The sequence below is a fragment of the Woronichinia naegeliana WA131 genome (assembly GCA_025370055.1).
GTDB classification, from domain to species: Bacteria; Cyanobacteriota; Cyanobacteriia; order Cyanobacteriales; family Microcystaceae; genus Woronichinia; species Woronichinia naegeliana.
The window spans coordinates 7,478,747-7,501,682 of sequence record CP073041.1; the positions used below are offsets into that span (position 1 = coordinate 7,478,747).

Consider the following 22,936-nt stretch of genomic DNA (forward strand, 5'->3'; position numbering starts at 1 on the left):
TTGATGAGCAGCCCTTGGCAAGATTATTTTGTTCTCTTTGAAAACTATTCGACTTATCCAGGAGCAGGCATTCCTTGGATTCGAGAATAAGCAATCGCCAAAATATCTTGATAAGGACATGAACTGGCTATGGCGATTAAAATTCTTCTGACGCTCACAGTAATTCTCGCACCTAATTTCAGAAAATTAAGGCGAATTGTTCCTACAGTTGCTTTCGCAAAAGCCGTTTTAGATAAACAATTTTGACGGAAAGCTTGCATCAAAACATAAGCTATTGAGGATAGCCATAGTCTTAATTGATTACTCTCAAATGTCTGGGTTGAAGTGCGGTCTGCGAATAAATCTAATTGTTGTTCTTTTATCCGATTTTCCATCTCGCCCCTCGGACAATATTTCTCTGTATAAAGTTTTGAGGGAGGAATTTTTGAAGCGGGTAAAGATGTGACGACATGACGAATTTTTAATCCGCCACTACCATAACAAACTTTAGTGACCACTCTTCTTGAACAACTCCAAGATCTTGAGTTTTGTAGCAAAGGGAGCGATAAAAAGTCGATTCTGGAACTAATTCACCGACTTCTTCTAATTTATCCTCAGGAGAAAATAGTGTCTCCATTAATTTAGTCACAGGTTCCAGTCTTTGTTCATAATCACTTTTTGCTTTCTCAATTGTAGCCATCGCTCGTAGTTTTAATTGGCTATTACTTGCCATCGCTATCACATAATCAACACATCAACACAAGCTTGCTCTTCACAGAATTTCATGATATCTTCACGAGCATATGCACTATCACCTCTAACTATGATTTGAGTCTCTTTCCATTCTGCTCTAATAATTCCGATGATTCTCTGTAATTCTTCTAACGCTCCGCCGGCTGGATCGACATGTTTATGAGCGAAGTTTCGCTACTAATAAATGATGCCCACAGAAAATATATAAAGGTGCATAACAAACTCCTTTATAATGCGTGTTGAAAAACGCACCTTCTTGAGAGCCATACACTTGGTCATCGGTTACATCCATATCTAAAATAATTTGTCTCGGTGCCTTTTTGTAGGATTCTAGAAATATGTCCACAAAAGTCTTTTCAATTTCTTTGGGGTTATGCTCGATTTTATGGTACCGACTTTTCTCTTGCTCGATAACTGTTTCTGGACGATACTCTAGTCGATTAATTGGGCTCTTCTGGATTGACGTTGAAAAATGTATAATAAGATACCCTATATGAGGATGGCATCAATGTTATTTTTTCTAGAAAATCTGGTAGATTTGCCAAAGGTAAAAATAAGAAATGTTATTCAAGAAGGAACAGAGGCTTTTTTGATACTGAGTTGTCAAGAGGAAGAAGTCAAATGTATACTGAACACGGTCACAAGTTGCGAATTTTAAAAATAAGAGATATAAGAGATAATATAGTAAAAATAGAAAAAGTAGTCAAGAGGCTGAGAAATGATTAAGTTAGAATTTACGGAAGAAGACAAAAGACTGTTGGGGAGCATCTCACTTATGCAATAAGTATTAATACTTATGGGGCAGAAAAATAAGACTTTGAACTTTATCGAACTTTATCAAAAAAAGAAATGAGAGTATAATAGTCGAGACCCACTTTCCAAAATCTATCCCAATTGAGGAACAATCTCATGTTATCAGTGTTATCAGAAAATGAAAAAAGGATTCAAGAGTTATGTCAAGAGTTGGGAGAATGTCTCTATCAACAATCTCAAGTTAAAACATTTAATAATTTGGGCGAAATAGAGGAGACTGTCAGAGACTTAATGATTCAGTATGTCAACCCAGAAATAGGTATTTTTTTGTCAAAACAAGTACCGAGGAAACCACAGGTCGGATACGAACAGTAAAAAGTATTTTGGGGGAATTGCCCATTACAGAAAAACAAGGGAACTGGTATCGTCTGATCAAAGTTGGAAAAAGTTATGGTGTAAGGCTTTGAGAAAATAGAAAAATAGTTTAAGACTAGACATCGGCTCGTTTTTATTATACTATTATTATTGTCATTATATCAAAGAAGAAGGAAACAGAAAAAAATGTCAATATTAAAGAAAAGCTCTATGGAAATCCTGAATGATGTTGGCTTGTGCCAAGAGAAAGAGGATGCCTTATTCAAGAAAAACTGTCCTCATTGCTATAGTGAAAAAGTAAAAATACATTCTCATTATCAAACGAAAGGTAACGGGGAACGTAAAATGTTCATTTGTCAAGAATGTAGTTCTTGTTTTGCTGAGACTTATGGTAGCGTAATCGCTGGCTTAGAAACCCCATTAAGTGAAATTGTAAAAGTATTAAAAGCCAGAATGGAAGGAATAGGATTAAATGCAGCAGCCCGAGTATTTGGCTACGCGAAAACAACAATATTGAATTGGGAAAAGAAATTATCAGGATTACAAGAGACATTATTTTTATACGCCTTAGTGAATGAATTTGTTAAATTAGTAATAGAAGGGGATGAACTATACACAAAAGTTGTAAAAAATAAAGAAGCAAGTGCCTCTGAGGGGTGGACAATCGTGCTCATGGACAGGGCTAGCCGCTTTATTTGGCATTTAAAATGTGGTCGAAAAGAGCAGAAATTATTTCTAGAAGCAATGATGACGGTAGCGGAATTATTTGAAAGGAGTGCAGAATCTCTCCAGTTATTTACAGATGGAGAAAAGCGATATAGTCAACTGCTATTTAATATTTGTCACGGGTGTGACCTTTAGTTGATGAAGGAAAAGAAAAGTGTTAACATGGGATGAAAAGTGACAAAGAGGAAACAATGATGACAGCAAAACTAATTAATGTAGAGGGTTCAAAGATAAAAATAGAACTAACATTAGAACTCAGTCGTTCAATGTTGGATACAGAAATAAATATTCAAAAAGGCTTAAACGAAGTAGGTTGCATCGCCAGCAAAGAAGCCTTGAAATATTTAGATACAGATGGTTCACCCTTAAAAATCGGTGAAGAAATCTGGAAGAGTAAGGGAGAGCAACCGAAAGAATATCAAACACCTTATGGTGAGGTTATAGTGAATCGTCATGTATATCAGCGTTCAGTAGGAGGAAAAACGTATTGCCCCTTAGAAAGAGAAGCAAGGATAATCATAACATCAACGCCATTATTGGCAAAACAGGTATCCTCAAAAATGTCAGGGATGGCAGGCAAAGAGGTGAAAAATGATTTATTAGAAAATCATGGTAGAAAAGTAGCGCTATCCTATATCCAAAGATTGAGTGAAGCAGTAGGAAGTGTGGTACAGGCAAAAGAAGAAGCGTGGAGTTATGCCCCGCCCAAGGAGGATAGCCAAATTGCAACAGTGGGAATAGGATTAGATGGAACCTGTATGCTGATGTGTGAGGATGGCTACCGTGAAGCAATGGTGGGAACCGTTTCCCTATACGATAGTGAGGGAGAACGTCAACATACAATCTATCTAGGTGCGGCACCAGAGTATGGAAAAAAGAGTTTTCTAGAAAGATTAGAAAGAGAAATTGAGCGAGCGAAAAACCGTTATCCAGAGGCAACATTGGTCGGGATAGCAGACGGGGCAGAATCAAATTGGAAGTTTTTAGAAAAGCAAACGGAAGAACAGATATTAGATTTCTATCATGCCTCTGGTTACTTAGGTGCCTTGGCAGAAGCGTTGCATCCTAATACAGTGTCAAAACAAAAAGAATGGTTGACTGAAAATTGTCGAGAACTCAAGCATGAAAAAGGAAAAGCAGGAGAACTGCTAAATCTGATGAAAGAAGTCAAAGAAGAAAAAAGTCATTCTAAGAATCTTACCGAGAAACTACAAGCGGCGATTACTTATTACGAGAATCATCAGCATCAAATGGATTATGCTGAATACATAGAGAAAAAGTATCCGATTGGTTCAGGTGTTACGGAAGCAGCTTGTAAGACGTTGGTCAAACAACGATTATGTTGTTCAGGGATGCGATGGAAGGAAAAAGGAGCAGGAATTATTTTGAGCCTACGAGCTTTGGTATTGACCAAGGAACGATGGAGTCAATTTTGGGCAAAACTTGATCAATATGGGTTCCCTGTAGAACCCTGATTACAACAGCTTTTATCAACTAAAGGTCGCACCCTTTGTCACGAAGTATTAAGGACTGGAAAGCGAGGTCGTCCCACCAAAGTATTACCGAAGGGTCTTGTAGTAAGACTAAAAAATAAGAGTAGTAAACGTCGAGATTCTGAGGGTAAACTAAAGAAAGTAGAAACTCCGAAACCAGAACATCCAGAGACAACAGAAAAACCAGAAGAAAAGGACGTCCATGCCAACCACGTTGAGGCCTTTAATAGTGCTATCCGACGCTATTTATCCGCCTTTCGTCGTCGTACAAATACTTATGCTAAATCTGTTGTGGGATTACAGCGAGTCCTAGATATTTTCTGGATGGTTCATAACTTTGTTCGCAGCCATTTTACGACTAGAGAAGTTCCTGCTGTAGCTCTCGGTATAATTGAAAAAGGGTTAACTTGGGAGGACTTACTCCAAATTCGCCTGATTTTTTGAACCTCTCGTATTGCAACGTTTGTAGCTTCTAGCTAGACGATACCAGTGCCAAAACAAGCGAAGAAATTATACTGAACACGGTCACAAGTTGCGAATTTTAAAAATAAGAGATAATATAGTAAAAATAGAAAAAGTAGTCAAGAGGCTGAGAAATGATTAAGTTAGAATTTACGGAAGAAGACAAAAGACTGTTGTCTTACGGTCGGTTTAATCACCCGCATCCTAGAGTACAGCTAAAGATGGAAGTTTTATGGTTAAAAAGTCAGGGATTATCTCATCAAAAAATTGCTCAATTCGCAGGAGTTTCAGTAAATACGGTGACAAGCTATATCCGTGATTATCAAGAGGGCGGGATAGAAAAACTAAAAGAAATAAAATTTAATCGCCCGAAAAGCGAGTTAACAGAGCATCAAGGGAAAATTGAGGCATATTTTGAGTCAAATCCACCAGCAACAATAAATGAAGCAGTAAAAAGAATAGAAGAATTAACGGGAATAAAAAGAAGTCCAACGCAAGTCAGAAAATTTTTAAAGTCAATAGGAATGAGGTGTCTAAAGGTGGGAACAATTCCATCAAAAGCAGATGTAGAAGCTCAAGATAGCTATAGGAAAAAAGAGCTAGAACCAAGGCTAGAAGAGGCAAAAGCAGGAAAAAGGGCAGTTTTCTTTGTAGATGCCTCTCATTTTGTAATGGGAGCATTTGTAAATTTTATATGGTGCTTCAAGAGGATTTTTATTAAGTCACCATCAGGGAGAAAACGTTTTAATGTGTTAGGAGCATTAAATGCAATTACCCATGAAGTAATTATGGTAACGAACAGTTCTTATATTACGGGAACTCAGGTTTGTGAACTCCTAGAAAAGATAGCAGAATTAGGACTATTAATACCGATTACGTTGGTATTAGACAATGCTCGTTATCAAAAATGCCGAATTGTGCAGGAGTTGGCAGAATCATTAGGAATAGAGTTACTGTACTTACCTCCTTATTCTCCTAACTTGAATTTAATTGAAAGACTGTGGAAGTTTGTGAAGAAGAAGTGTTTATACGCAAAATATTATGAAGATTTTACGCAGTTTTCTGCAGCAATTTCAGGATGTCTTGAAGATGCTAACGTAAAATATAAGGAGGAGCTTGATTCTTTGCTCACCTTACGATTTCAACGCTTTGATAAATCTCAGATTATGAACGTTTGAAGTATGATTACTGTGGAAGATTAACCGATGAATTACATCAGACCAACAATCTACTCATAAGGGATTTGCCCATTTCTGGTCAAACGGTGTACCTACAAGTCCCTCGTCGTAAGTTTTATTGTAAAAAATGTCAAAGGTTTTTTACAGAAAACCTAGAATTTATGGAAGCACGTAGAAAATATACAGTGCGGTATGAAGAATATGTGTATAATCGAGTAAATGTGAGCAGTGTGGAACAAGTAAGCCGAGAAGAAGCCCTATCTTGGGATAAAGTTCATGGAATTTATCAACGTCAATGTGAAAAGAAAAAAAAGATTGGCAAGGGATAAAAAAAGTAGGAATAGATGAAATATCGAAACGAAAAGGTCATAAGAATTTTGTAACAGTGGTAGGAGACCTAGAAAAAGGAGAATTAATAGAAGTAATTGATAGTCATCAAAAAGATGAAATAATTGAAGCCCTGATGGAGAAACCATTAGAGGTAAGAGAAGCTGTCGAGGAAGTGAGTGTGGATATGTGGGGAGGATTTCCAAAAGTAATAGAAAAAGTGTTTCCTAATGCGGTAATTTTGACGGATAGATTTCATGTAATGAAAGCGGTGAATGAAGAATTAAATAAAATCCGTAAACAGACAAGTTTTACTCTAAAAATTAAGGGAGAAAAGTGGCTATTATTAAAAAATAAAAAAGACCTGACAGAGGAGGAATTACAAAAACTAGAATTGGTGTTAAAGCAATCAAATCGTTTACGAAAAGTCTATGAGTATAAAGAATCATTTCGAGAGATATATGAAAAAGTAAAGGACAAGGAGGAAGGACGTTTAAAATTCACAGAATGGCTAGAGAATGCTAAAAGCATTTATACAGATGTAATTAGGGCTTGCTGAAAAAAGCTGAAACCTTTACGGAGAAAAATAGTAGGCGAATTAAGAACCGCTAGAATGCACGAAAATAGGGTAGAATGCCTCAAAACCATTGCATTAAGAAGAGAGAAAGCAGATGTACCGAAAGCAACAGTACTCAATTGAAACACCAGAAAACTTGAAAAATCTGTTCGGCGGGCAGTTAGACGAAGAAAATCGTTGGATAGAAATGTCAAAAATGATTCCCTGGGAAGAATATGAGGAAGAATATGCAAAAAACTTCACAGAAAAAAAAGGAGCCCCAGCCAAATCATTTAGAATGGCATTAGGAGCATTAATTATCAAAGAAATTTCAGGAAAAAGTGACAGAGAAACAGTAGAACAAATAAAAGAGAACCCTTATTTACAGTACTTTATAGAAATGGAAAGCTATAGTAGCAAAGAAGCATTTAATGCGTCAATGATGGTTCATTTTCGTAAAAAAATAGGAATGGAATTAATAAATAAAATTAATAAAGAAATAGAAAAAAAAGCGACGGGTGTAGCGTCAGAAAAAAAAGAAAATGAAGGAAAGTTATTGTTAGATGCGACTTGTACACCAGCAGATATAAAATATCCAACGGATATAGGAATATTGAATGATGCCAGAGAAAAAACAGAAAAAATAATAGATAAGCTGTATGAAGAAATAAAAGAGAAAAGGAAAGAAAAGCCGAGGACTTATAGGGAAGTGGCAAGAAAAGAGTACTTAGCCATAGCAAAAAAACGTCGTGTGTCAAAAAAAGAAAGAAGAAAAGGAACAAAAAAACAACTAGGATATATAAAAAGAAACTTGTCTGATATAGAAAAAATGATAGAAGAGGGAGCAAAGTTAGAAAAACTAACGAAAAAAGAGCAAGAAGAGCTTGTAACGATAGGAAAAGTGTATGAGCAACAGTTAGAAATGTATGAAAAAAAGACAAATAAAGTAGAAAACAGAATTGTGAGTGTAAGCCAACCTCACGTGCGTCCAATAGTGCGTGGAAAAGCGGGAAAAGCAGTAGAGTTTGGAGCTAAAATATCGGCAAGTAATGTGAATGGCTTTGTCTTCTTAGACAAATTAAGTTGGGATAATTACAACGAATCGGGAGATTTACAAGCGCGAATAGAAGAATATAAAAGGGAAACAGGATGTTATCCGGAATCGGTTCATGTGGATAAAATCTATCGAACAAAAGCGAATCGAGCTTATTGTAAAGAAAGGGATATAAGAATGAGTGGTCCCCGATTGGGAAGACCGCCGAAAGAGGTGAGCAAAGAAAAAAAGAAAGAGGCACGCTCAGATGAAAGAGTGCGTAATGCCATTGAGGGTAAATTCGGACAGGGAAAGAGGAAATTTAGTCTTGGTCGAGTGATGGCCAAACTACCTGAGACCTCGGAAACGGTAATTGCGATGAACTTTTTGGTAATGAATCTTTCTACTCTACTTCAGAAGACAAAAAGTAAAAAGTTGTAGAGTCGTTTTTCTTGTGAAAAATGGTGTTAATTTTCCTCTCTTTTGTGAGGAGTGATTTGTGTTGACCTTTTTAGACAGAAAGGAACAATAGATTAAACAAAATCTGTATTTTGATTTGTTTCCATAAGGATAAGTTATCTATGCTTTTTCAGTCCATACTTCCCTAACCCACATTTCTTTCGTTTTTTGACTTTTTCAGCAAGCCCTATCTATCAATTATGCAACTATGTCAGCGACTAGAGCAAATCCTAGAGAATCTCCGTCCCGCCTTTAGCCGAGAAGCAACGTACCAATGGTTTATCCTATTAGCCTGGGGAGTAGTGCTCAACAGCCAACCGAGCGCAATAACAAGCTATGTCAATGCCTTAGGGTTAACAGAGAGCTACTACCATCAGGCACTACATTGGTTTGAATCCAAGGCATTTAACGTCAAAGGACTGACCTTGGGATGGTCGAAGTGGGTAAGTCAGCATGAAAATCTATATCGAATCAAGGAAAAACGAGTGTATGTGGGGGATGGAATCAAAGTGGGGAAAGAAGGGCGCAAGATGCCAGGGGTAAAACGACTACACCAAGAATCCGGAAATGTGGCGAAGCCAGAATGGATAAGGGGGCATTACTTCAATGCCTTGAGTGTTTTGGTGGGAGCAGGAAAAGCCTGCTTTGCCTTGCCCTTAGTGTTGCGGCTAGACGATGGCATCAAGTCCAAAGCAACGGCAAAGGAAGGGAAAAAAGGCAGCAAAAAAGAGAAGACTACTCTAGTCACGAAAATGGGGGAGCTTTGCACTACCTACGCAGAGGCGGGAAGCTATGTGATTTTGGATGCTTACTTCGCTTGTGGAGCAGTGCTCAAAAGTTTTCGCCAAAATGCCTTGCATCTTATCACCCGAGTGCGTTGCTCTACAGTGGCATATGCTCCCTTTTCTTCCGTTCCGACCTTGAGGGGGAAAGGACGACCACGGCTTTGGGGGAGTTCAATAAAACTAGAAAGCCTGTTTGCTCTTGTGGAGGATTTTCCCACCGCTAAAGTCTGGCCCTATGGTCAACAAGTCTCCGTTTCTTATCAGTGCTTTGAGTTCCACTGGGATAGTCCCCATCAGCTCGTTAAGTTTGTCCTCACCCAATTGCCCAACGGACAAAGACTGATTCTGCTTTCTACTGACCTCTGTTTGACTGGACCTGAGATTATTGCCGCTTACGGTCTCCGATTTAAGATTGAAGTCACTTTTCGTCAATTAATCCATCTTTTGGGCGGCTTTGCCTATCGTTTTTGGCTTAAGGCTCTTCCTACTTTACCGACCTGGCCTAGCAATCTTATCCTCCCTGACTATCCCCAAACTGTTCAGACTCAGATTTTAAACAAAGTAGAAGCCTTTGAGCGTTTTGTTAATCTTCATGTCATTGTTCTCGGCTTACTTCAAATTCTTTCCTTAGAGGGGTGCGACCTTTAGTTGATGAAGGAAAAGAAAAGTGTTAACATGAGATGAAAAGTGACAAAGAGGAAACAATGATGACAGCAAAACTAATTAATGTAGAGGGTTCAAAGATAAAAATAGAACTAACATTAGAACTCAGTCGTTCAATGTTGGATACAGAAATAAATATTCAAAAAGGCTTAAACGAAGTAGGTTGCATCGCCAGCAAAGAAGCCTTGAAATATTTAGATACAGATGGTTCACCCTTAAAAATCGGTGAAGAAATCTGGAAGAGTAAGGGAGAGCAACCGAAAGAATATCAAACACCTTATGGTGAGGTTATAGTGAATCGTCATGTATATCAGCGTTCACCTTTGAGGAAAAACGTATTGCCCCTTAGAAAGAGAAGCAAGGATAATCATAACATCAACGCCATTATTGGCAAAACAGGTATCCTCAAAAATGTCAGGGATGGCAGGCAAAGAGGTGAAAAATGATTTATTAGAAAATCATGGTAGAAAAGTAGCGCTATCCTATATCCAAAGATTGAGTGAAGCAGTAGGAAGTGTGGTACAGGCAAAAGAAGAAGCGTGGAGTTATGCCCCGCCCAAGGAGGATAGCCAAATTGCAACAGTGGGAATAGGATTAGATGGAACCTGTATGCTGATCTGACTTTTCCCGTTAAGTGCGGATTGCAAGCTGCCAGCCTTGGCAAAGGTCATGCAACTTCAACCAACCGCGCCAAAGGACTTGGATACCGAGAGGAGTTTTACGACGATGTTCAAGATAACCACCAAGAAAAGCAACAGACTCGACAGCCCAAGCAACAGTCAAAATAGGGGGAAGTTTTTGAGAGGCGGCTGCTTTTAACACCTGAAGTTGAAGAGGATTAAGAATTTCAATCGCGAGAGCATCGGGCTGGGTACGATGAAGATAAGTAACGTGTAAAAGTTCAACAGCAATGACACTTAAAAAACCCAAAAGAGTTTTCATTCCATCAGAGGCAAGTCGATAACGCTCACTCTGACAACCAGACTTAAGGACTTTATGAAATTCTTCAACCCGCCATCGGTAGGTGTACCAACGAAGAATAGTGACAGCCATCTCAATAGTCTCAACAACTTCTGTAGTCAGAAGCATCCAAGATAAAGGAGTTTCGCCTTCGGGACAATCGATTTCTGTCGCATAAACAGCATAGACATTCAACGGGTCACGATTATCAAAACGATAGGGAGTTCGTAGATTAACTGAGCAAAATCGGACGGCAAGCTTAACCTTCCGTGCTTTTCTTTTTCCTGTACTCGGAATCTCGATTTCTTGATGAAAACGAATCGGTTCTGATTCCAAATGTTGCCAAAGTCGTTCACTATTTTTGTCTAAACTACGATTATGAGACGCTCTGACCAGCACTCCTGTATGCTTCTGACTTTTCCCGTTAAGTGCGGATTGCAAGCTGCCAGCCTTGGCAAAGGTCATGCAACTTCAACCAACCGCGCCAAAGGACTTGGATACCGAGAGGAGTTTTACGACGATGTTCAAGATAACCACCAAGAAAAGCAACAGACTCGACAGCCCAAGCAACAGTCAAAATAGGGGGAAGTTTTTGAGAGGCGGCTGCTTTTAACACCTGAAGTTGAAGAGGATTAAGAATTTCAATCGCGAGAGCATCGGGCTGGGTACGATGAAGATAAGTAACGTGTAAAAGTTCAACAGCAATGACACTTAAAAAACCCAAAAGAGTTTTCATTCCATCAGAGGCAAGTCGATAACGCTCACTCTGACAACCAGACTTAAGGACTTTATGAAATTCTTCAACCCGCCATCGGTAGGTGTACCAACGAAGAATAGTGACAGCCATCTCAATAGTCTCAACAACTTCTGTAGTCAGAAGCATCCAAGATAAAGGAGTTTCGCCTTCGGGACAATCGATTTCTGTCGCATAAACAGCATAGACATTCAACGGGTCACGATTATCAAAACGATAGGGAGTTCGTAGATTAACTGAGCAAAATCGGACGGCAAGCTTAACCTTCCGTGCTTTTCTTTTTCCTGTACTCGGAATCTCGATTTCTTGATGAAAACGAATCGGTTCTGATTCCAAATGTTGCCAAAGTCGTTCACTATTTTTGTCTAAACTACGATTATGAGACGCTCTGACCAGCACTCCTGTATGCTTGAGTTGACGCACTGAGTCAAAGACTTCTGAAACATCTCCTTCTCTGTCAAATACATGAATTACCCTCGTTGAACTTTCTACCTGTTTCTCACAGGTGTTTAGAGCCTCTACCCATTTGTAGGATTCTTTTTCCTCAAATGGTCTTTGACGAGCTGCTTTTCTTTGTTCTTTCTGTCTTTCTTTTTTCTGCTTCGCCGTTTCATCTGTTGGGGGCTTTTCTTTTACCTCCCTATTCCACAGTTTTTGCCATAATAAACCTAATACTTGTCCTTTTTCTGGCTCAATTGCTAAAGCACTATGCAGTATTAATCCATTCCCTCCTTTTCCAGTCGGCCCATACCCTTCCCTTTTTTCCTTGATATTGCGATAATCTAAGAAGGTCGTATCTCCGACTGATAGCATTATCTTATATTCTTCTACGGCGGCAGTTGTCATTTCACAGTGCGGCTCTATTATCTTGACAAAGTCTGTTTTCGGATTCCCAAAAATTCATAGGCCCTCTTTAACTCGTTTCCTCCCTTAAACACTTCTGATAAGGCTTTTCCAAACCCCTCACTTAACTTTTTCCCAATCGAGAAGGCACGATTGTTTAGCCTCTCGTCTCCCAATTCACAACTGGCAAAGTTTTTTGTCCACCATTCCAACATTTTTTGACCTGCCCTTTAAGATTTTCTCCATTTTACAGTCTCATACTCCCTTCATCCTTTGTTTTTGAAATTTGAACGATAAGCGGGATGATGGCTTCAGAATATTTTTTTCCTGTCAAGAGAATCATTACTCAAACCCTTGCCAGATAAAGCCTCTAGAAGTTTGCATTGCTGGATTTTGGACTTAACGGGAAAAGTCAGATGTTACGATGAGTGAAACCGTAAAGCATGGCGGAGCTTCTCATGTCGAACCCTAATCCTCGAATTGAAAATTTAGCATTAGGGCGAGGACAAAAGCCCAAGCTGGGTCATCAGTCTTATAAATTCAATATTAATCCCGAAGATAAAGACCGATTGGAAACGATTGCGGAAGCTTACGGTTGCATATACGCAGGCAAAGGCTCTATTTCGGCCCTGTTAGCTAAAATTGCTAGAGATGAACTAATTATCACCCCTTCTCCTTCTTATGTCACAGTCCAAAATACCGCGACAGGCAATCAGGAACGCGAGAAGAAGCGGAAACGGATTTTAGATCAAGATTTGCTTGACAGGAATAAGTCAAAACTTTCTGATACTGAATCCTTCGAGTGATTGTGAGGGATCACAAGCATAGATTTTGGAATGAAATAGCTTGAAAAACACAATGCCTGATGGTGTTGTGACCTTTTTGCTGGAAACTTGTTAGAATGGGAGCCGAATCTCATTAAGGTTTTGGCTGCTAGAGAATTTTGGACTATCCTTATCACATCGTTGCCAGTTTTTCTCCCCTACTAGACCTCTTGCTTGAGCCAGAACAGCCAGATGATCGCATTGCTCAACTCAAACAAGCGATTCAAGCAGGGGAACTTTATATCGAAGTTTCGCCGATTACTATCAATTCAGCAATTCGTTATATTGAGCTAAAATATCCCCGTCTTAATGAACAAAAAAGACTGACCAGTGAATTACTCGATTGGGTTCGGGTTAATTCAGAGCATGGCATTGAGTACCACAATATTTTAGAAGAAGCGAATAATTTACGTCCTTACCCAGATAGTCTGGCTTTTGAAGATATTGTTAATCTTGTCTTTGCCAAGGAAATTGGTGGTGGCTCAGTCTATCTTACCGATGAGCCTGTTGTCATACAAGAATTTATTGCTAATAAAAATCTCGGTTTAGAATATCAAGATTTACCAATTTTTGACTTAGAATCGTTGGCTGATTGGTTAGACAAGGATTCTCCATTTAATGATTCCAGAGGAGTGATTATTTCCAGAACTCCTGCGGGTAAAGAGATTCAACTAAGCTTTGATCCCCAAACTAATAAGCATCCAACCCCTGTAGATTTTGCCTATGGAGTGCATACAAATATTGGCCATCGCTGTCAAGGAGCCTTAATTAACGGCAAAGAGGTTTCTCTTAATACACAATTACGGGATAATCAGATTGTTCAAATCATTGAACGGCCTGATCAATGTCCTGATCGCGCTTGGCTAGTGGTCTGTCAATTTTCTATTTGTGGATAAAGACGCTTGAGACGGATACGAGCCTCAGCCGTCGTGAATTGCCAATCTACCGACTTTTGGGAATGATTGCGCTGAGTGTACCAAGCCGTTGTTTCTTGCTCTAAAGTTTCCCGATCTGGAATTCGACGAGCTAGGCATTGCCGAGTCATTGCGGACAGCTCGTTTTCAGCAATATTAAGCCAACTGCCATGTTTTGGGGTATGGTGAATTTCCAACCGTTCGACTAGACGACGAGCCGTGGAAGGCTCAAATGCTTCATATAGTGAGGCAAGTTTGTGAGTATTTAGCTGATCACATACTAAAATGACTTTGTCGTTATCAGCATAGTCGTTATCGAGTAAATTCTTAATTTCTGTTGCCCAGTCAACCGATGTTCTACGTTCACTGACAACTGTCTTTCGCCACCCAGACAAGGGTTCTGTAAACATAAAGATATTGGCTGTTCCATTGCGTTCATATTCGTAATCATGCGCCTCTGGCTGTCCAGGTTTGGCTGGTAGAGGAAGGCGGGTTTCTTTGACCAATTGTATAGGTTGCTCATCCATGCAAATCACTGGACAATTGGGGTCATAGGGTCGGTGATAAATTTCTAGAACATCTTCCATGTTAGACACAAATTCGGCACTCTTTTCTGGTGGAATCACGTACATCTGTCGCAGATGAGGTTTTAGTTCGTTTTTTTTAACACTTGACGCACGGTTTCGTGACTAATTGCTGGCACAATTTCTAACTCGACCGCCTTGTCGGCTAGTAACCTCAATGTCCAACGGGCTTGACCAGCAGGCGGTTCTCCACAACGTAAGGCGATTAGTTTTGCTTCTACCTCTCCATCAATAATCGGTTGACGAGGCGGCGTTTTGCGGGGCTTGCGGCTTAATGCTGACTCCACACCTTCATTGACCAATCGCTCCCTGAGATTGGCGACTGTGTTACGGTGACAACTAAAGGCGGCGGCAGCTTCCTCATCCGTCCATCCTTGTCCATTCACATCAATGTTTAACAGAATATTGGCGTGCTTAATTTTGTAAGCCGCTCCTTTGCCGATGGATACCAAATCTTTTAGGGTCTGACGTTCTTCTTGACTTAATCGGACAATATAGGTCTTGAGCATGGTTACTTATTACGATATCTGTTGAGGTAATGAATAGCCTCTCCATTTTCCCTCAAATTCACAATCTTTAGCTTGACAGACCACTAGAATTTGTTGCTACTAAAAAAGCGAAGGAAAAAATTCGCCAATGGTTCAAAGAAAAAGATATTGAGAATGGCATCAAAATGTTAAAACAACAGTTTGACAATCAGTATTATCTTAATGGAGAAACCTATCTTTACGTTGCTCGAAGACTCCATTATAAAAATACTTTAACCTTGCTGGAAAAATTAGGATCGGGGGCGATTGGCATCGAAAAAGTAATACAAATAGTTGAATCGAGATTCAAAGCAAAAGGGCTATCCGTTTCTAACCGTACTTTAGTTGGCACAAAGCCTTCTCTTTTAGGGACTGAACCTAACCAAGAAATTATTCTGGCAACCTGCTGTTTTCCGTTGCCCCAGGATGGTGAGATTGTTGGCATTATCAGTGAACGTAATAAGAAGCCCCTACTGCGAGTTCATCGTCAAGACTGTCCTAATCTGAATAATATCAGACCCGAACATCAACAAATACTACAGTGGAATTGTCAGGTTTGTACGGTTGAAATTCAGGTGACAATGAAAAATCGTCCTGGCATTTTAATGAGTATACTTCAAACGTTCATAATCTGAGATTTATCAAAGCGTTGAAATCGTAAGGTGAGCAAAGAATCAAGCTCCTCCTTATATTTTACGTTAGCATCTTCAAGACATCCTGAAATTGCTGCAGAAAACTGCGTAAAATCTTCATAATATTTTGCGTATAAACACTTCTTTTTCACAAACTTCCACAGTCTTTCAATTAAATTCAAGTTAGGAGAATAAGGAGGTAAGTACAGTAACTCTATTCCTAATGATTCTGCCAACTCCTGCACAATTCGGCATTTTTGATAACGAGCATTGTCTAATACCAACGTAATCGGTATTAATAGTCCTAATTCTGCTATCTTTTCTAGGAGTTCACAAACCTGAGTTCCCGTAATATAAGAACTGTTCGTTACCATAATTACTTCATGGGTAATTGCATTTAATGCTCCTAACACATTAAAACGTTTTCTCCCTGATGGTGACTTAATAAAAATCCTTTTGAAGCACCATATAAAATTTACAAATGCTCCCATTACAAAATGAGAGGCATCTACAAAGAAAACTGCCCTTTTTCCTGCTTTTGCCTCTTCTAGCCTTGGTTCTAGCTCTTTTTCTCTATAGCTATCCTGAGCTTCTACATCTGCTTTTGATGGAATTGTTCCCACCTTTAGACACCTCATTCCTATTGACTTTAAAAATTTTCTGACTTGCGTTGGACTTCTTTTTATTCCCGTTAATTCTTCTATTCTTTTTACTGCTTCATTTATTCTTGCTGGTGGATTTGACTCAAAATATGCCTCAATTGTCCCTTGATGCTCTGTTAACTCGCTTTTCGGGCGATTAAATTTTATTTCTTTTAGTTTTTCTATCCCGCCCTCTTGATAATCACGGATATAGCTTGTCACCGTATTTACTGAAACTCCTGCGAATTGAGCAATTTTTTGATGAGATAATCCCTGACTTTTTAACCATAAAACTTCCATCTTTAGCTGTACTCTAGGATGCGGGTGATTAAACCGACCGTAAGACAACAGTCTTTTGTCTTCTTCCGTAAATTCTAACTTAATCATTTCTCAGCCTCTTGACTACTTTTTCTATTTTTACTATATTATCTCTTATTTTTAAAATTCGCAACTTGTGACCGTGTTCAGTATATCTCTGATAAATTAACCAAACTTTTTGGCCGAAATGTTGATATCCTAAAAGTAGATGCTGAACGTAATCCCGCCATTCTGGAGTTTTATGTTCTCTGTGCAGAAAAAGCACAATTAGAGGATTTAGAACCTCAGCTTAAGGATTTGTCCCCTGATGTCTTACAACTTCGCGTTATGGGTTTATTGCCTGGACGCACTAAATTTGATAAGGCGATCGCCCGTTGAAAGCTAATTTGCTCTATTCTACCGAGCTGGACAGTGGGAAGTTCTCGAGGCGTGTAAGTGGAGAAAAGAAAATCGGACATCCGATACAAAAGAGTGCCGTTATGTCCGAAACTGGCTGATATAAGAAAATCGATAGCCAGTGCTATCTATCAATTATGCAACTATGTCAGCGACTAGAGCAAATCCTCAATAATCTCCGTCCAGCCTTTAGCCGAGAAGCAACGTTCCAATGGTTTATCCTGTTAGTCTGGGGAGTAGTGCTCAACAGCCAACCCAGCGCAATAACTAGCTATGTCAATGCCATTGGCTGAACAGAGAGCTACTACAATCAGGCTCTACATTGGTTTGATTCCAAGGCGTTTAGGGTCGAAGGACTAACTTTACAATGGTCAAAGTGGCTAAGTCAGCATGAAAGTCTATACAGAATTAAAGGGAAACGGGTGTATGTGGGTGATGGCATCAAAGTGGGGAAAGAAGGACGCAAGATGCCAGGTGTAAAACGACTACACCAAGAATCGGAAGATGTGTCCAAGCCAGAGTGGATAAGGGGTCATTACTTCAATGCCTTGAGTATTTTGGTGGGAGTAGGGAAAGCCTGCTTTGCCTTGCCCTTAGTGTTGCGGCTAGACGATGGCATCAAGTCCAAAGCAACCGAGAAGGGGGAGGGAAAAGGCAAAAAAAAGGTGAAGACGAGCCTGGTGACAAAAATGGCTGACCTTTGTGTTACTTACGCAGAGGCAGGGATTTATGTAATTTTGGATGCTTATTTTGCTTGCGAACCAGTGCTCAAAAGTTTTCGCCAGAACGCCTTGCATCTAATCACAAGAGTGCGTTGCTCCACCGTCGCCTATCATTGGTGTCAACTTAAGCCAAAATGCCTACTCACAAAAGATTAGCCTAAAAGCAGGCGGAAGTAAGAGTAGGCTGAAAAAAAGGTTAGTATATAAAAAAGTGAGCAAAAAACAAATGGCAAGACAACATCCTCGGAGAAAAGGAAACCCAGACTTACGTCGTAAGACAAATCAGCCAGGGGTAGAAATCCCTGAAATAACAAAAGAGTTGTTTGAATTACTAGAACCCACAATGTTTACACCATTAAAATATTTACAGGGAACTCATGAGAAAATGATGAGAGATAGGGTATTAAATTTACCAGTAATGGTGGCATTAGTGTTAAGTATAGTGTATCGTCAAATAGCGGGTATAAGTGAAGCGGTAAGACTGTTAGAGGAAGAGGGATTGCTATGGGTAGCATCATTAAAAGTAAGCAAACAGGCAGTATCAAAAAGAATGATGAATGTGCCAGCCGAAATATTTGCAATATTACTAAAAGGAGTGTTAGAAAAAGCAGCCGAAAAAGGGAAGAAGCTCCAAGTAGGAGAAAAATGGGAAAAAATAAGAGAAAAGTTTAGTGCAGTGTGGATAGCAGATGGCTCAACGCTAGAGCAGATAAGGAAAAATATGAAAATAAGTAAAGAAGAAAAGAGTAAATTGGGGGGTAAAATAATGATGGTAGTGGAAGCCTTTACCCAAAGACCCGTTACTTTATGGTACACAGAAAATGATAAATCAAATGATAAAATATGGTGTGAAGAATTGGCAGCTAAATTACCAGAAAATGGTTTAATTCTTGTAGATATGGGATTTTTTAGCTTTGTGTGGTTTGATTTGTTAACAGAAGCTAAAAAGTTTTTTCTAACCAGATTTAGAGCGGGTACATCTTACAAAACCAAACAAGTATTGTCTCAAGGTAGTCATTACAGAGATGAGATTATCATTATGGGAAATTACCGTTCTAATCCTTGCAAGCATCCGGTGAGATTAGTCTCAGTATTATGGGGAACAATCTGGTATCAGTATTTAACAAATGTGTTGTCTCCCGAACAACTGTCCGCCGAAGAGGTCTGTGATTTATATCGAAGACGATGGACAATCGAAGAAGCCTTTTTATTAACGAAAAGACTTTTAGGACTAGCCTATTTATGGGTAGGGAATAAGAATGGTGTCCAAATCCAGATTATTTGCACTTTGATTTTCTATACGGTCTTAAATCAATTGGTAGGGGAAGTGGCGATTGCTCTAAATCAACCGAAAGAAAAAATCTCAGTAGAGATGGTGTTTCGGAGTCTATACTATGTAGCGAAGGCTATTGCTAGAGGAGAAAAGCCTGATACAGTAACCTATCTGGCTGAACGTGCTAAGTTATTTGGTTTGGTCAAAGCTGAGAGAAAGCGACATCGAGAAAAGGCCGCTCTCAATCAACAAATTTGGGAACCCATTCCTTTAAGTTGACACGGATGGTCGCCTATGCCCCCTTTTGTTCCGTGCCGACGCTGACGGGGAGAGGACGACCACGGATTTGGGGGAGTTCGATAAAACTAGAAAAGCTGTTCGCTCTGGCGGCGGACTTTCCGACAGCTAAAGTCTGGCTCTATGGTCAACAAGTCACGGTTTCTTATCAGTGCTTTGAGTTCCACTGGGATAGTCCCCATCAGCTCGTCAAGTTTGTTCTGACCCAATTGCCTAACGGACGACGACTGATTCTGCTTTCTACTGATCTCTGTTTGACTGGACCTGAGATTATTGCCGCTTACGGTCTCCGATTTAAGATTGAAGTCACTTTTCGTCAATTAGTCCATCTTTTGGGCAGCTTTGCCTATCGTTTTTGGCTTAAGAGTCTTCCTACTTTACCTACCTGGCCCAGCAATCTTATCCTCAGTGACTATCCACAAGCTGTTCAGACTCAGATTTTAAACAAGGTAGAAGCCTTTGAGCGTTTTGTTAACCTTAATGCCATTGCTTTAGGGCTACTTCAAATTCTCGCCTTAGAGTTACCCCAGGGGATTTGGGCTAATTTTCCTCGATGGTTTCGGACATTACCATCCCATGGCTACCCTAGTGAACGGATTGCTCAACTAGCCCTTCAACATCAAGCCCAAATGATTTTTCCTCAAAGTCCACCCAGTCTGCTTTTGCCTAAATTCCTTACCGCTAAACTTGCCTCTTCCTCAAGCCCTGATATGCTTACTTTCGTCGCATAGTCATTACCTTATCTGGCATCCATAAACTTCCCACTGTCCAGCTACCGAGTTGTTGTAAATTAAACAGAATCAGACTTTTGTTAGCCAATTGCGGAGATTTTAACCATGCACGCTCTTTCCATTCCCACCTGGATTATCCATGTTTCTAGTGTGATTGAGTGGATAGCCTCGATCGCTCTGGTCTGGAAATATGGTGAAGTCACGATGATAGCTTCAGAATATATATTTTCCTGTCAAGAGAATTATTTCTCAAAGCCTTGCCAGATAAAGAGTCTAGAAGTTTGCATTGCTAGATTTTAGACTTAACGGGAAAAGTCAGATTTAATGATGCGAGTCATCTCCCTAATAAAATCATTACCCATGATAATTGTCTTTTGCCAAGATAAAAACGCTGCCTTCACTACCGCGTCCGATGCGGAGATCTTCGTCTAAGTAGGTGATTTCTAACCAGCCCAGAGATTCTCGTTGGGGTAGGCCAAAATCCACTGCTAAAAAGCGTTTTTCCAGTTCTAGATCCTGAATCAGTTGATTGGGATTTTTATAGCCGATAATTTTTTGTAACCCGACGATGGTGCGTTCAAACTTGACTTCAACTCGACGTTCAGAAACCGGCACGAAGCTGGCCACTACCACCACCAAACTATCCAGAAAAGGTAGGCCAACAAATTCAGCGATATTGTAGAGTTTAGATTCCGTTGTCCGAATACATTGATAAATTTCCCCCAGGTCGATCAGGGGAAAGCGATCCAAGCCTAACAGATTGCGACTAGTCGTATAAAGTAATCGCCAGTTGCCATCTAATAGAGATTGATTATTTAGGGGCTGGGCATTGGGATTGAGATCTTCCAAATGCTCTACTGCTGTCAGAATATTGATCCGATCCATTTCTGTCGCCCGTAAGCCTCGATTTCTGCCCGCGATCGCTTCGAGGAGTTTTGTTTTTTCCTGCATAAGCAACAAGAACCCGTATAAATAAAATATGAATAACGATGATCAAGCCCTATTATCCCATGTTCATCCACCCGATTGGATCAATCCTCCTCCTCAAAACTCCTACGATTTAGTTGTCCTTGGGGCCGGAACTGCCGGATTAGTGGTAGCTGCCGGAGCAGCCGGTCTAGGAATTGGTTTAAAAATTGCCCTAGTCGAAAAACACTGGCTGGGGGGAGATTGTCTCAATTTTGGCTGTGTTCCCTCTAAAGCCCTGATTCGGGCCGCTCGTGTCCTGGGGGAAATGCAGCGATCGCCGTCCCTGGGAATTACTTTGGCGACGGAACCTGAGATTCATTTTGCGGCGGTGATGGAACGAATGCAAAAAGTTCGTGCTGAGATGAGTCACCAGGATTCAGCCTCTCGTTTTCAAAATCTAGGTGTGGATGTGTTTTTCGGCTCGGCCCATTTTTTAAATAATTCAGCAGATAATGCAGCGATCGCGGTGGGAGAGACGATTTTACCCTATAAAAAAGCCGTAATTGCAACGGGAGCGAGAGCCAAAGCACCAGACATTTTAGGATTAGCGGCGGCAGGCTTTCTGACCAATGAAACCGTTTTTTCCCTGACCCAATTACCCTCTCGTTTAGCCCTGATCGGAGGTGGCCCCATTGGTTGTGAATTAGCACAAACATTTCAGCGTTTAGGTTCCCAGGTAATTTTATTTCATAGCCAGGATCAGCTTTTAAACAAAGAAGATCAAGATGCGGGCCTGATCATCCAAACTATTTTTAGCCAAGTAGGAATACAATTACATTTGAATACTCAGATAGAACGAGTAGAAAAAATTGCCAACGGAAAGGTTATTTACTATCGTGATCAGAATCAATTGAAAACCATCACAGTTGATGAAATCCTAGTGGGCATTGGTCGCGTTCCTAATGTGGAAGGCTTAAATTTAGAAGCAGTGGGCGTTGAATCTGATCAAAAAATAGGCGTAAAGGTTAATGATTATCTACAAACTACCAACCCTAAGATTTATGCCGCCGGAGATATTTGTTTAAGTCAAAAATTTACCCATGCTGCCGATGCCACAGCCCGAATTGTTATTAAAAATATGCTTTTTTCTCCTTTCAATTTGGGACGAGAAAAACTGAGTCATTTAGTCATTCCAAGAGTGACCTATACTGATCCAGAAATTGCCCAGGTTGGGCTTTCAGAAGCAGAAGCAGGGCAGCAAAAAATTAGTATTGATATTATTAAAATCTCTTTAGATATCGTTGATCGCGCTATTATTGATGGCGAAACGGAAGGGTTTATTAAAATTATCCTGGCTAAAAATTCTGATCGCATTTTAGGGGCCACCATCGTGGCTCGTTCTGGTGGAGAATTGATCTCAGAAATCACAACGGCGATCGCGACCAAGATGGGACTGAGTAAGTTGGCAAAAATTATTCATCCCTACCCCACCCAGTCCGAAATGATCAAAAAAGCAGCAGATGCCTACCGTCGGACAAAATTAACGCCTCGCACCCAGACTTTTTTAAAATTCCTGACCAAATTTTCCTGAACAGGAAATTTATTATGCTTTTATCTGATTTAAGTTTGTCAAGATTTGATAAATATCGAGTAGAAAAAATCCCTAAGAATCCCCTGTTTTTGGCGTTGGAGGACGTTTTTTAAAAATACCTGTCATGGTTATTCCTGTCACCAATAAACCGATTAAACCAATGCCATTGAGCAGGGGATAAATTTTTTCTAAATGAATAATTTCAAAAGTATGTAATGAGAGGAGAAATTCCCCAATTTCATCTTGATGGAACCATTCGCCCATAATAGTGTAACCAACGCCACTAATCACCGTGACAATTAAAGGTAAGCAGGCAATAAGGGCTAAGGTTCGATGATATTTACGGAAAGTACGAAGCATAGGCGTATCATCCTAAACACATTTATTGACAGATATCTTCTTATTCTATCCTGAAACTTACCTTCTGGGCTTAATTGAGATAAAAATAATTAGGGCTTGCTGAAAAAAGCTGAAACCT

Annotated in this window: 24 protein-coding genes and 5 pseudogenes; 20 read left to right on the plus strand and 9 right to left on the minus strand. The window is 39.8% G+C overall.

Annotated elements, in window-relative coordinates; genetic code table 11:
- Positions 1-53: 53 nt before the first annotated feature.
- A pseudogene (locus tag KA717_38070) lies at positions 54-1,186 on the minus strand (IS1380 family transposase).
- A gap of 464 nt (positions 1,187-1,650) precedes the next feature.
- Here KA717_38070 and KA717_38075 point away from each other — a divergent pair.
- The 11 genes and pseudogenes from KA717_38075 (at position 1,651) to KA717_38125 (ending at position 10,163) form a co-directional block, all read left to right on the plus strand.
- Positions 1,651-1,898, plus strand: a pseudogene (locus tag KA717_38075) (ISKra4 family transposase).
- 148 nt (positions 1,899-2,046) lie between these two features.
- Positions 2,047-2,721: a hypothetical protein gene (locus KA717_38080; protein UXE61141.1), complete on the plus strand. Its 675-nt coding sequence runs from the start codon at positions 2,047-2,049 to the stop codon at positions 2,719-2,721.
- A 59-nt stretch (positions 2,722-2,780) separates the two neighbouring features.
- Complete coding sequence (locus KA717_38085; protein ID UXE64913.1) at positions 2,781-4,061, plus strand: ISKra4 family transposase; 1,281 nt, start codon at positions 2,781-2,783, stop codon at positions 4,059-4,061.
- A 309-nt stretch (positions 4,062-4,370) separates the two neighbouring features.
- On the plus strand, positions 4,371-4,523 hold the full coding sequence (locus KA717_38090) for a hypothetical protein (protein ID UXE61142.1): 153 nt from the start codon (positions 4,371-4,373) through the stop codon (positions 4,521-4,523).
- A 152-nt stretch (positions 4,524-4,675) separates the two neighbouring features.
- Entirely contained in the window at positions 4,676-5,719 is a 1,044-nt protein-coding gene (locus KA717_38095) for an IS630 family transposase (GenBank protein UXE61143.1), read from the plus strand.
- A 161-nt stretch (positions 5,720-5,880) separates the two neighbouring features.
- Positions 5,881-6,048, plus strand: coding sequence for a transposase family protein (locus KA717_38100; protein ID UXE61144.1), 168 nt, complete (start codon positions 5,881-5,883; stop codon positions 6,046-6,048).
- A 56-nt stretch (positions 6,049-6,104) separates the two neighbouring features.
- Positions 6,105-6,605 carry a transposase gene (locus KA717_38105; protein ID UXE61145.1) on the plus strand — a complete coding sequence of 167 codons (501 nt, stop codon included), beginning with the start codon at positions 6,105-6,107 and terminating at the stop codon, positions 6,603-6,605.
- 112 nt (positions 6,606-6,717) lie between these two features.
- Positions 6,718-8,055, plus strand: a pseudogene (locus tag KA717_38110) (IS5 family transposase).
- 239 nt (positions 8,056-8,294) lie between these two features.
- Positions 8,295-9,527, plus strand: a complete 1,233-nt coding sequence (locus KA717_38115) for a transposase (protein UXE61146.1) — start codon at positions 8,295-8,297, stop codon at positions 9,525-9,527.
- A gap of 32 nt (positions 9,528-9,559) precedes the next feature.
- On the plus strand, positions 9,560-9,988 hold the full coding sequence (locus tag KA717_38120) for a hypothetical protein (GenBank protein ID UXE61147.1): 429 nt from the start codon (positions 9,560-9,562) through the stop codon (positions 9,986-9,988).
- Complete coding sequence (locus KA717_38125; protein ID UXE61148.1) at positions 9,954-10,163, plus strand: hypothetical protein; 210 nt, start codon at positions 9,954-9,956, stop codon at positions 10,161-10,163. Before KA717_38120 ends, KA717_38125 begins: the two co-directional genes overlap by 35 nt.
- A 9-nt stretch (positions 10,164-10,172) precedes the next feature.
- Here KA717_38125 and KA717_38130 read toward each other — a convergent pair.
- The 3 genes and pseudogenes from KA717_38130 to KA717_38140 form a co-directional block, all read right to left on the minus strand.
- A pseudogene (locus KA717_38130) lies at positions 10,173-10,910 on the minus strand (IS4 family transposase).
- 16 nt (positions 10,911-10,926) lie between these two features.
- A complete protein-coding gene (locus KA717_38135; protein UXE61149.1) occupies positions 10,927-12,102 on the minus strand; it encodes an IS4 family transposase in 1,176 nt (391 codons plus the stop codon).
- 17 nt (positions 12,103-12,119) lie between these two features.
- On the minus strand, positions 12,120-12,314 hold the full coding sequence (locus KA717_38140) for a transposase (protein UXE61150.1): 195 nt from the start codon (positions 12,312-12,314) through the stop codon (positions 12,120-12,122).
- A 228-nt stretch (positions 12,315-12,542) separates the two neighbouring features.
- On the opposite strand from KA717_38140, the gene KA717_38145 reads away from it, so the two are divergent.
- Positions 12,543-12,905, plus strand: a complete 363-nt coding sequence (locus KA717_38145) for a hypothetical protein (protein UXE61151.1) — start codon at positions 12,543-12,545, stop codon at positions 12,903-12,905.
- A 137-nt stretch (positions 12,906-13,042) separates the two neighbouring features.
- Positions 13,043-13,819, plus strand: a complete 777-nt coding sequence (locus KA717_38150) for a TGS domain-containing protein (protein UXE61152.1) — start codon at positions 13,043-13,045, stop codon at positions 13,817-13,819.
- On the opposite strand, the gene KA717_38155 is transcribed toward KA717_38150, so the two are convergent.
- Positions 13,798-14,930, minus strand: a protein-coding gene (locus tag KA717_38155; protein ID UXE61153.1) for an IS630 family transposase whose coding sequence is annotated in 2 segments (ribosomal slippage) — positions 13,798-14,510 and positions 14,510-14,930 — 1,134 coding nt in all. Because the reading frame shifts where the segments join, the coding sequence is not laid out codon by codon here. The genes KA717_38150 and KA717_38155 overlap by 22 nt on opposite strands.
- Positions 14,931-15,094: 164 nt before the next feature.
- Between KA717_38155 and KA717_38160 the strand changes: the two genes are divergently transcribed.
- The gene (locus tag KA717_38160; protein UXE61154.1) at positions 15,095-15,583 is read left to right on the plus strand and encodes a hypothetical protein; all 489 of its coding nucleotides are present in this window, start codon (positions 15,095-15,097) and stop codon (positions 15,581-15,583) included.
- On the opposite strand, the gene KA717_38165 is transcribed toward KA717_38160, so the two are convergent.
- The gene (locus tag KA717_38165) at positions 15,565-16,608 is read right to left on the minus strand and encodes an IS630 family transposase (GenBank protein UXE61155.1); all 1,044 of its coding nucleotides are present in this window, start codon (positions 16,606-16,608) and stop codon (positions 15,565-15,567) included. The two genes, KA717_38160 and KA717_38165, sit on opposite strands and share 19 nt — an antisense overlap.
- A gap of 215 nt (positions 16,609-16,823) precedes the next feature.
- Positions 16,824-16,997, minus strand: coding sequence for a hypothetical protein (locus tag KA717_38170; protein UXE61156.1), 174 nt, complete (start codon positions 16,995-16,997; stop codon positions 16,824-16,826).
- Between the two features lie 75 nt (positions 16,998-17,072).
- Here KA717_38170 and KA717_38175 point away from each other — a divergent pair, with 75 nt between their 5' ends.
- The 5 genes and pseudogenes from KA717_38175 (at position 17,073) to KA717_38195 (ending at position 20,150) form a co-directional block, all read left to right on the plus strand.
- Complete coding sequence (locus KA717_38175) at positions 17,073-17,228, plus strand: hypothetical protein (GenBank protein UXE61157.1); 156 nt, start codon at positions 17,073-17,075, stop codon at positions 17,226-17,228.
- Between the two features lie 129 nt (positions 17,229-17,357).
- Positions 17,358-17,813, plus strand: a complete 456-nt coding sequence (locus KA717_38180) for a transposase (protein UXE61158.1) — start codon at positions 17,358-17,360, stop codon at positions 17,811-17,813.
- Between the two features lie 70 nt (positions 17,814-17,883).
- Positions 17,884-19,209 (plus strand): IS4 family transposase, encoded by a 1,326-nt coding sequence (locus KA717_38185; GenBank protein ID UXE64914.1) that lies wholly within the window; start codon positions 17,884-17,886, stop codon positions 19,207-19,209.
- Positions 19,206-19,958: a hypothetical protein gene (locus KA717_38190; protein ID UXE61159.1), complete on the plus strand. Its 753-nt coding sequence runs from the start codon at positions 19,206-19,208 to the stop codon at positions 19,956-19,958. The genes KA717_38185 and KA717_38190 overlap by 4 nt, the downstream gene beginning before the upstream one ends.
- Positions 19,959-20,063: 105 nt before the next feature.
- Positions 20,064-20,150: pseudogene (locus tag KA717_38195) on the plus strand (DUF2499 domain-containing protein).
- A gap of 162 nt (positions 20,151-20,312) precedes the next feature.
- Here KA717_38195 and KA717_38200 read toward each other — a convergent pair.
- On the minus strand, positions 20,313-20,909 hold the full coding sequence (locus KA717_38200; protein UXE61160.1) for a PAP/fibrillin family protein: 597 nt from the start codon (positions 20,907-20,909) through the stop codon (positions 20,313-20,315).
- 28 nt (positions 20,910-20,937) lie between these two features.
- On the opposite strand from KA717_38200, the gene KA717_38205 reads away from it, so the two are divergent.
- A complete protein-coding gene (locus KA717_38205; protein ID UXE61161.1) occupies positions 20,938-22,458 on the plus strand; it encodes a mercuric reductase in 1,521 nt (506 codons plus the stop codon).
- A gap of 72 nt (positions 22,459-22,530) precedes the next feature.
- Here KA717_38205 and KA717_38210 read toward each other — a convergent pair whose 3' ends face one another.
- On the minus strand, positions 22,531-22,818 hold the full coding sequence (locus KA717_38210; GenBank protein UXE61162.1) for a peptidase: 288 nt from the start codon (positions 22,816-22,818) through the stop codon (positions 22,531-22,533).
- Between the last annotated feature and the right edge of the window lie 118 nt (positions 22,819-22,936).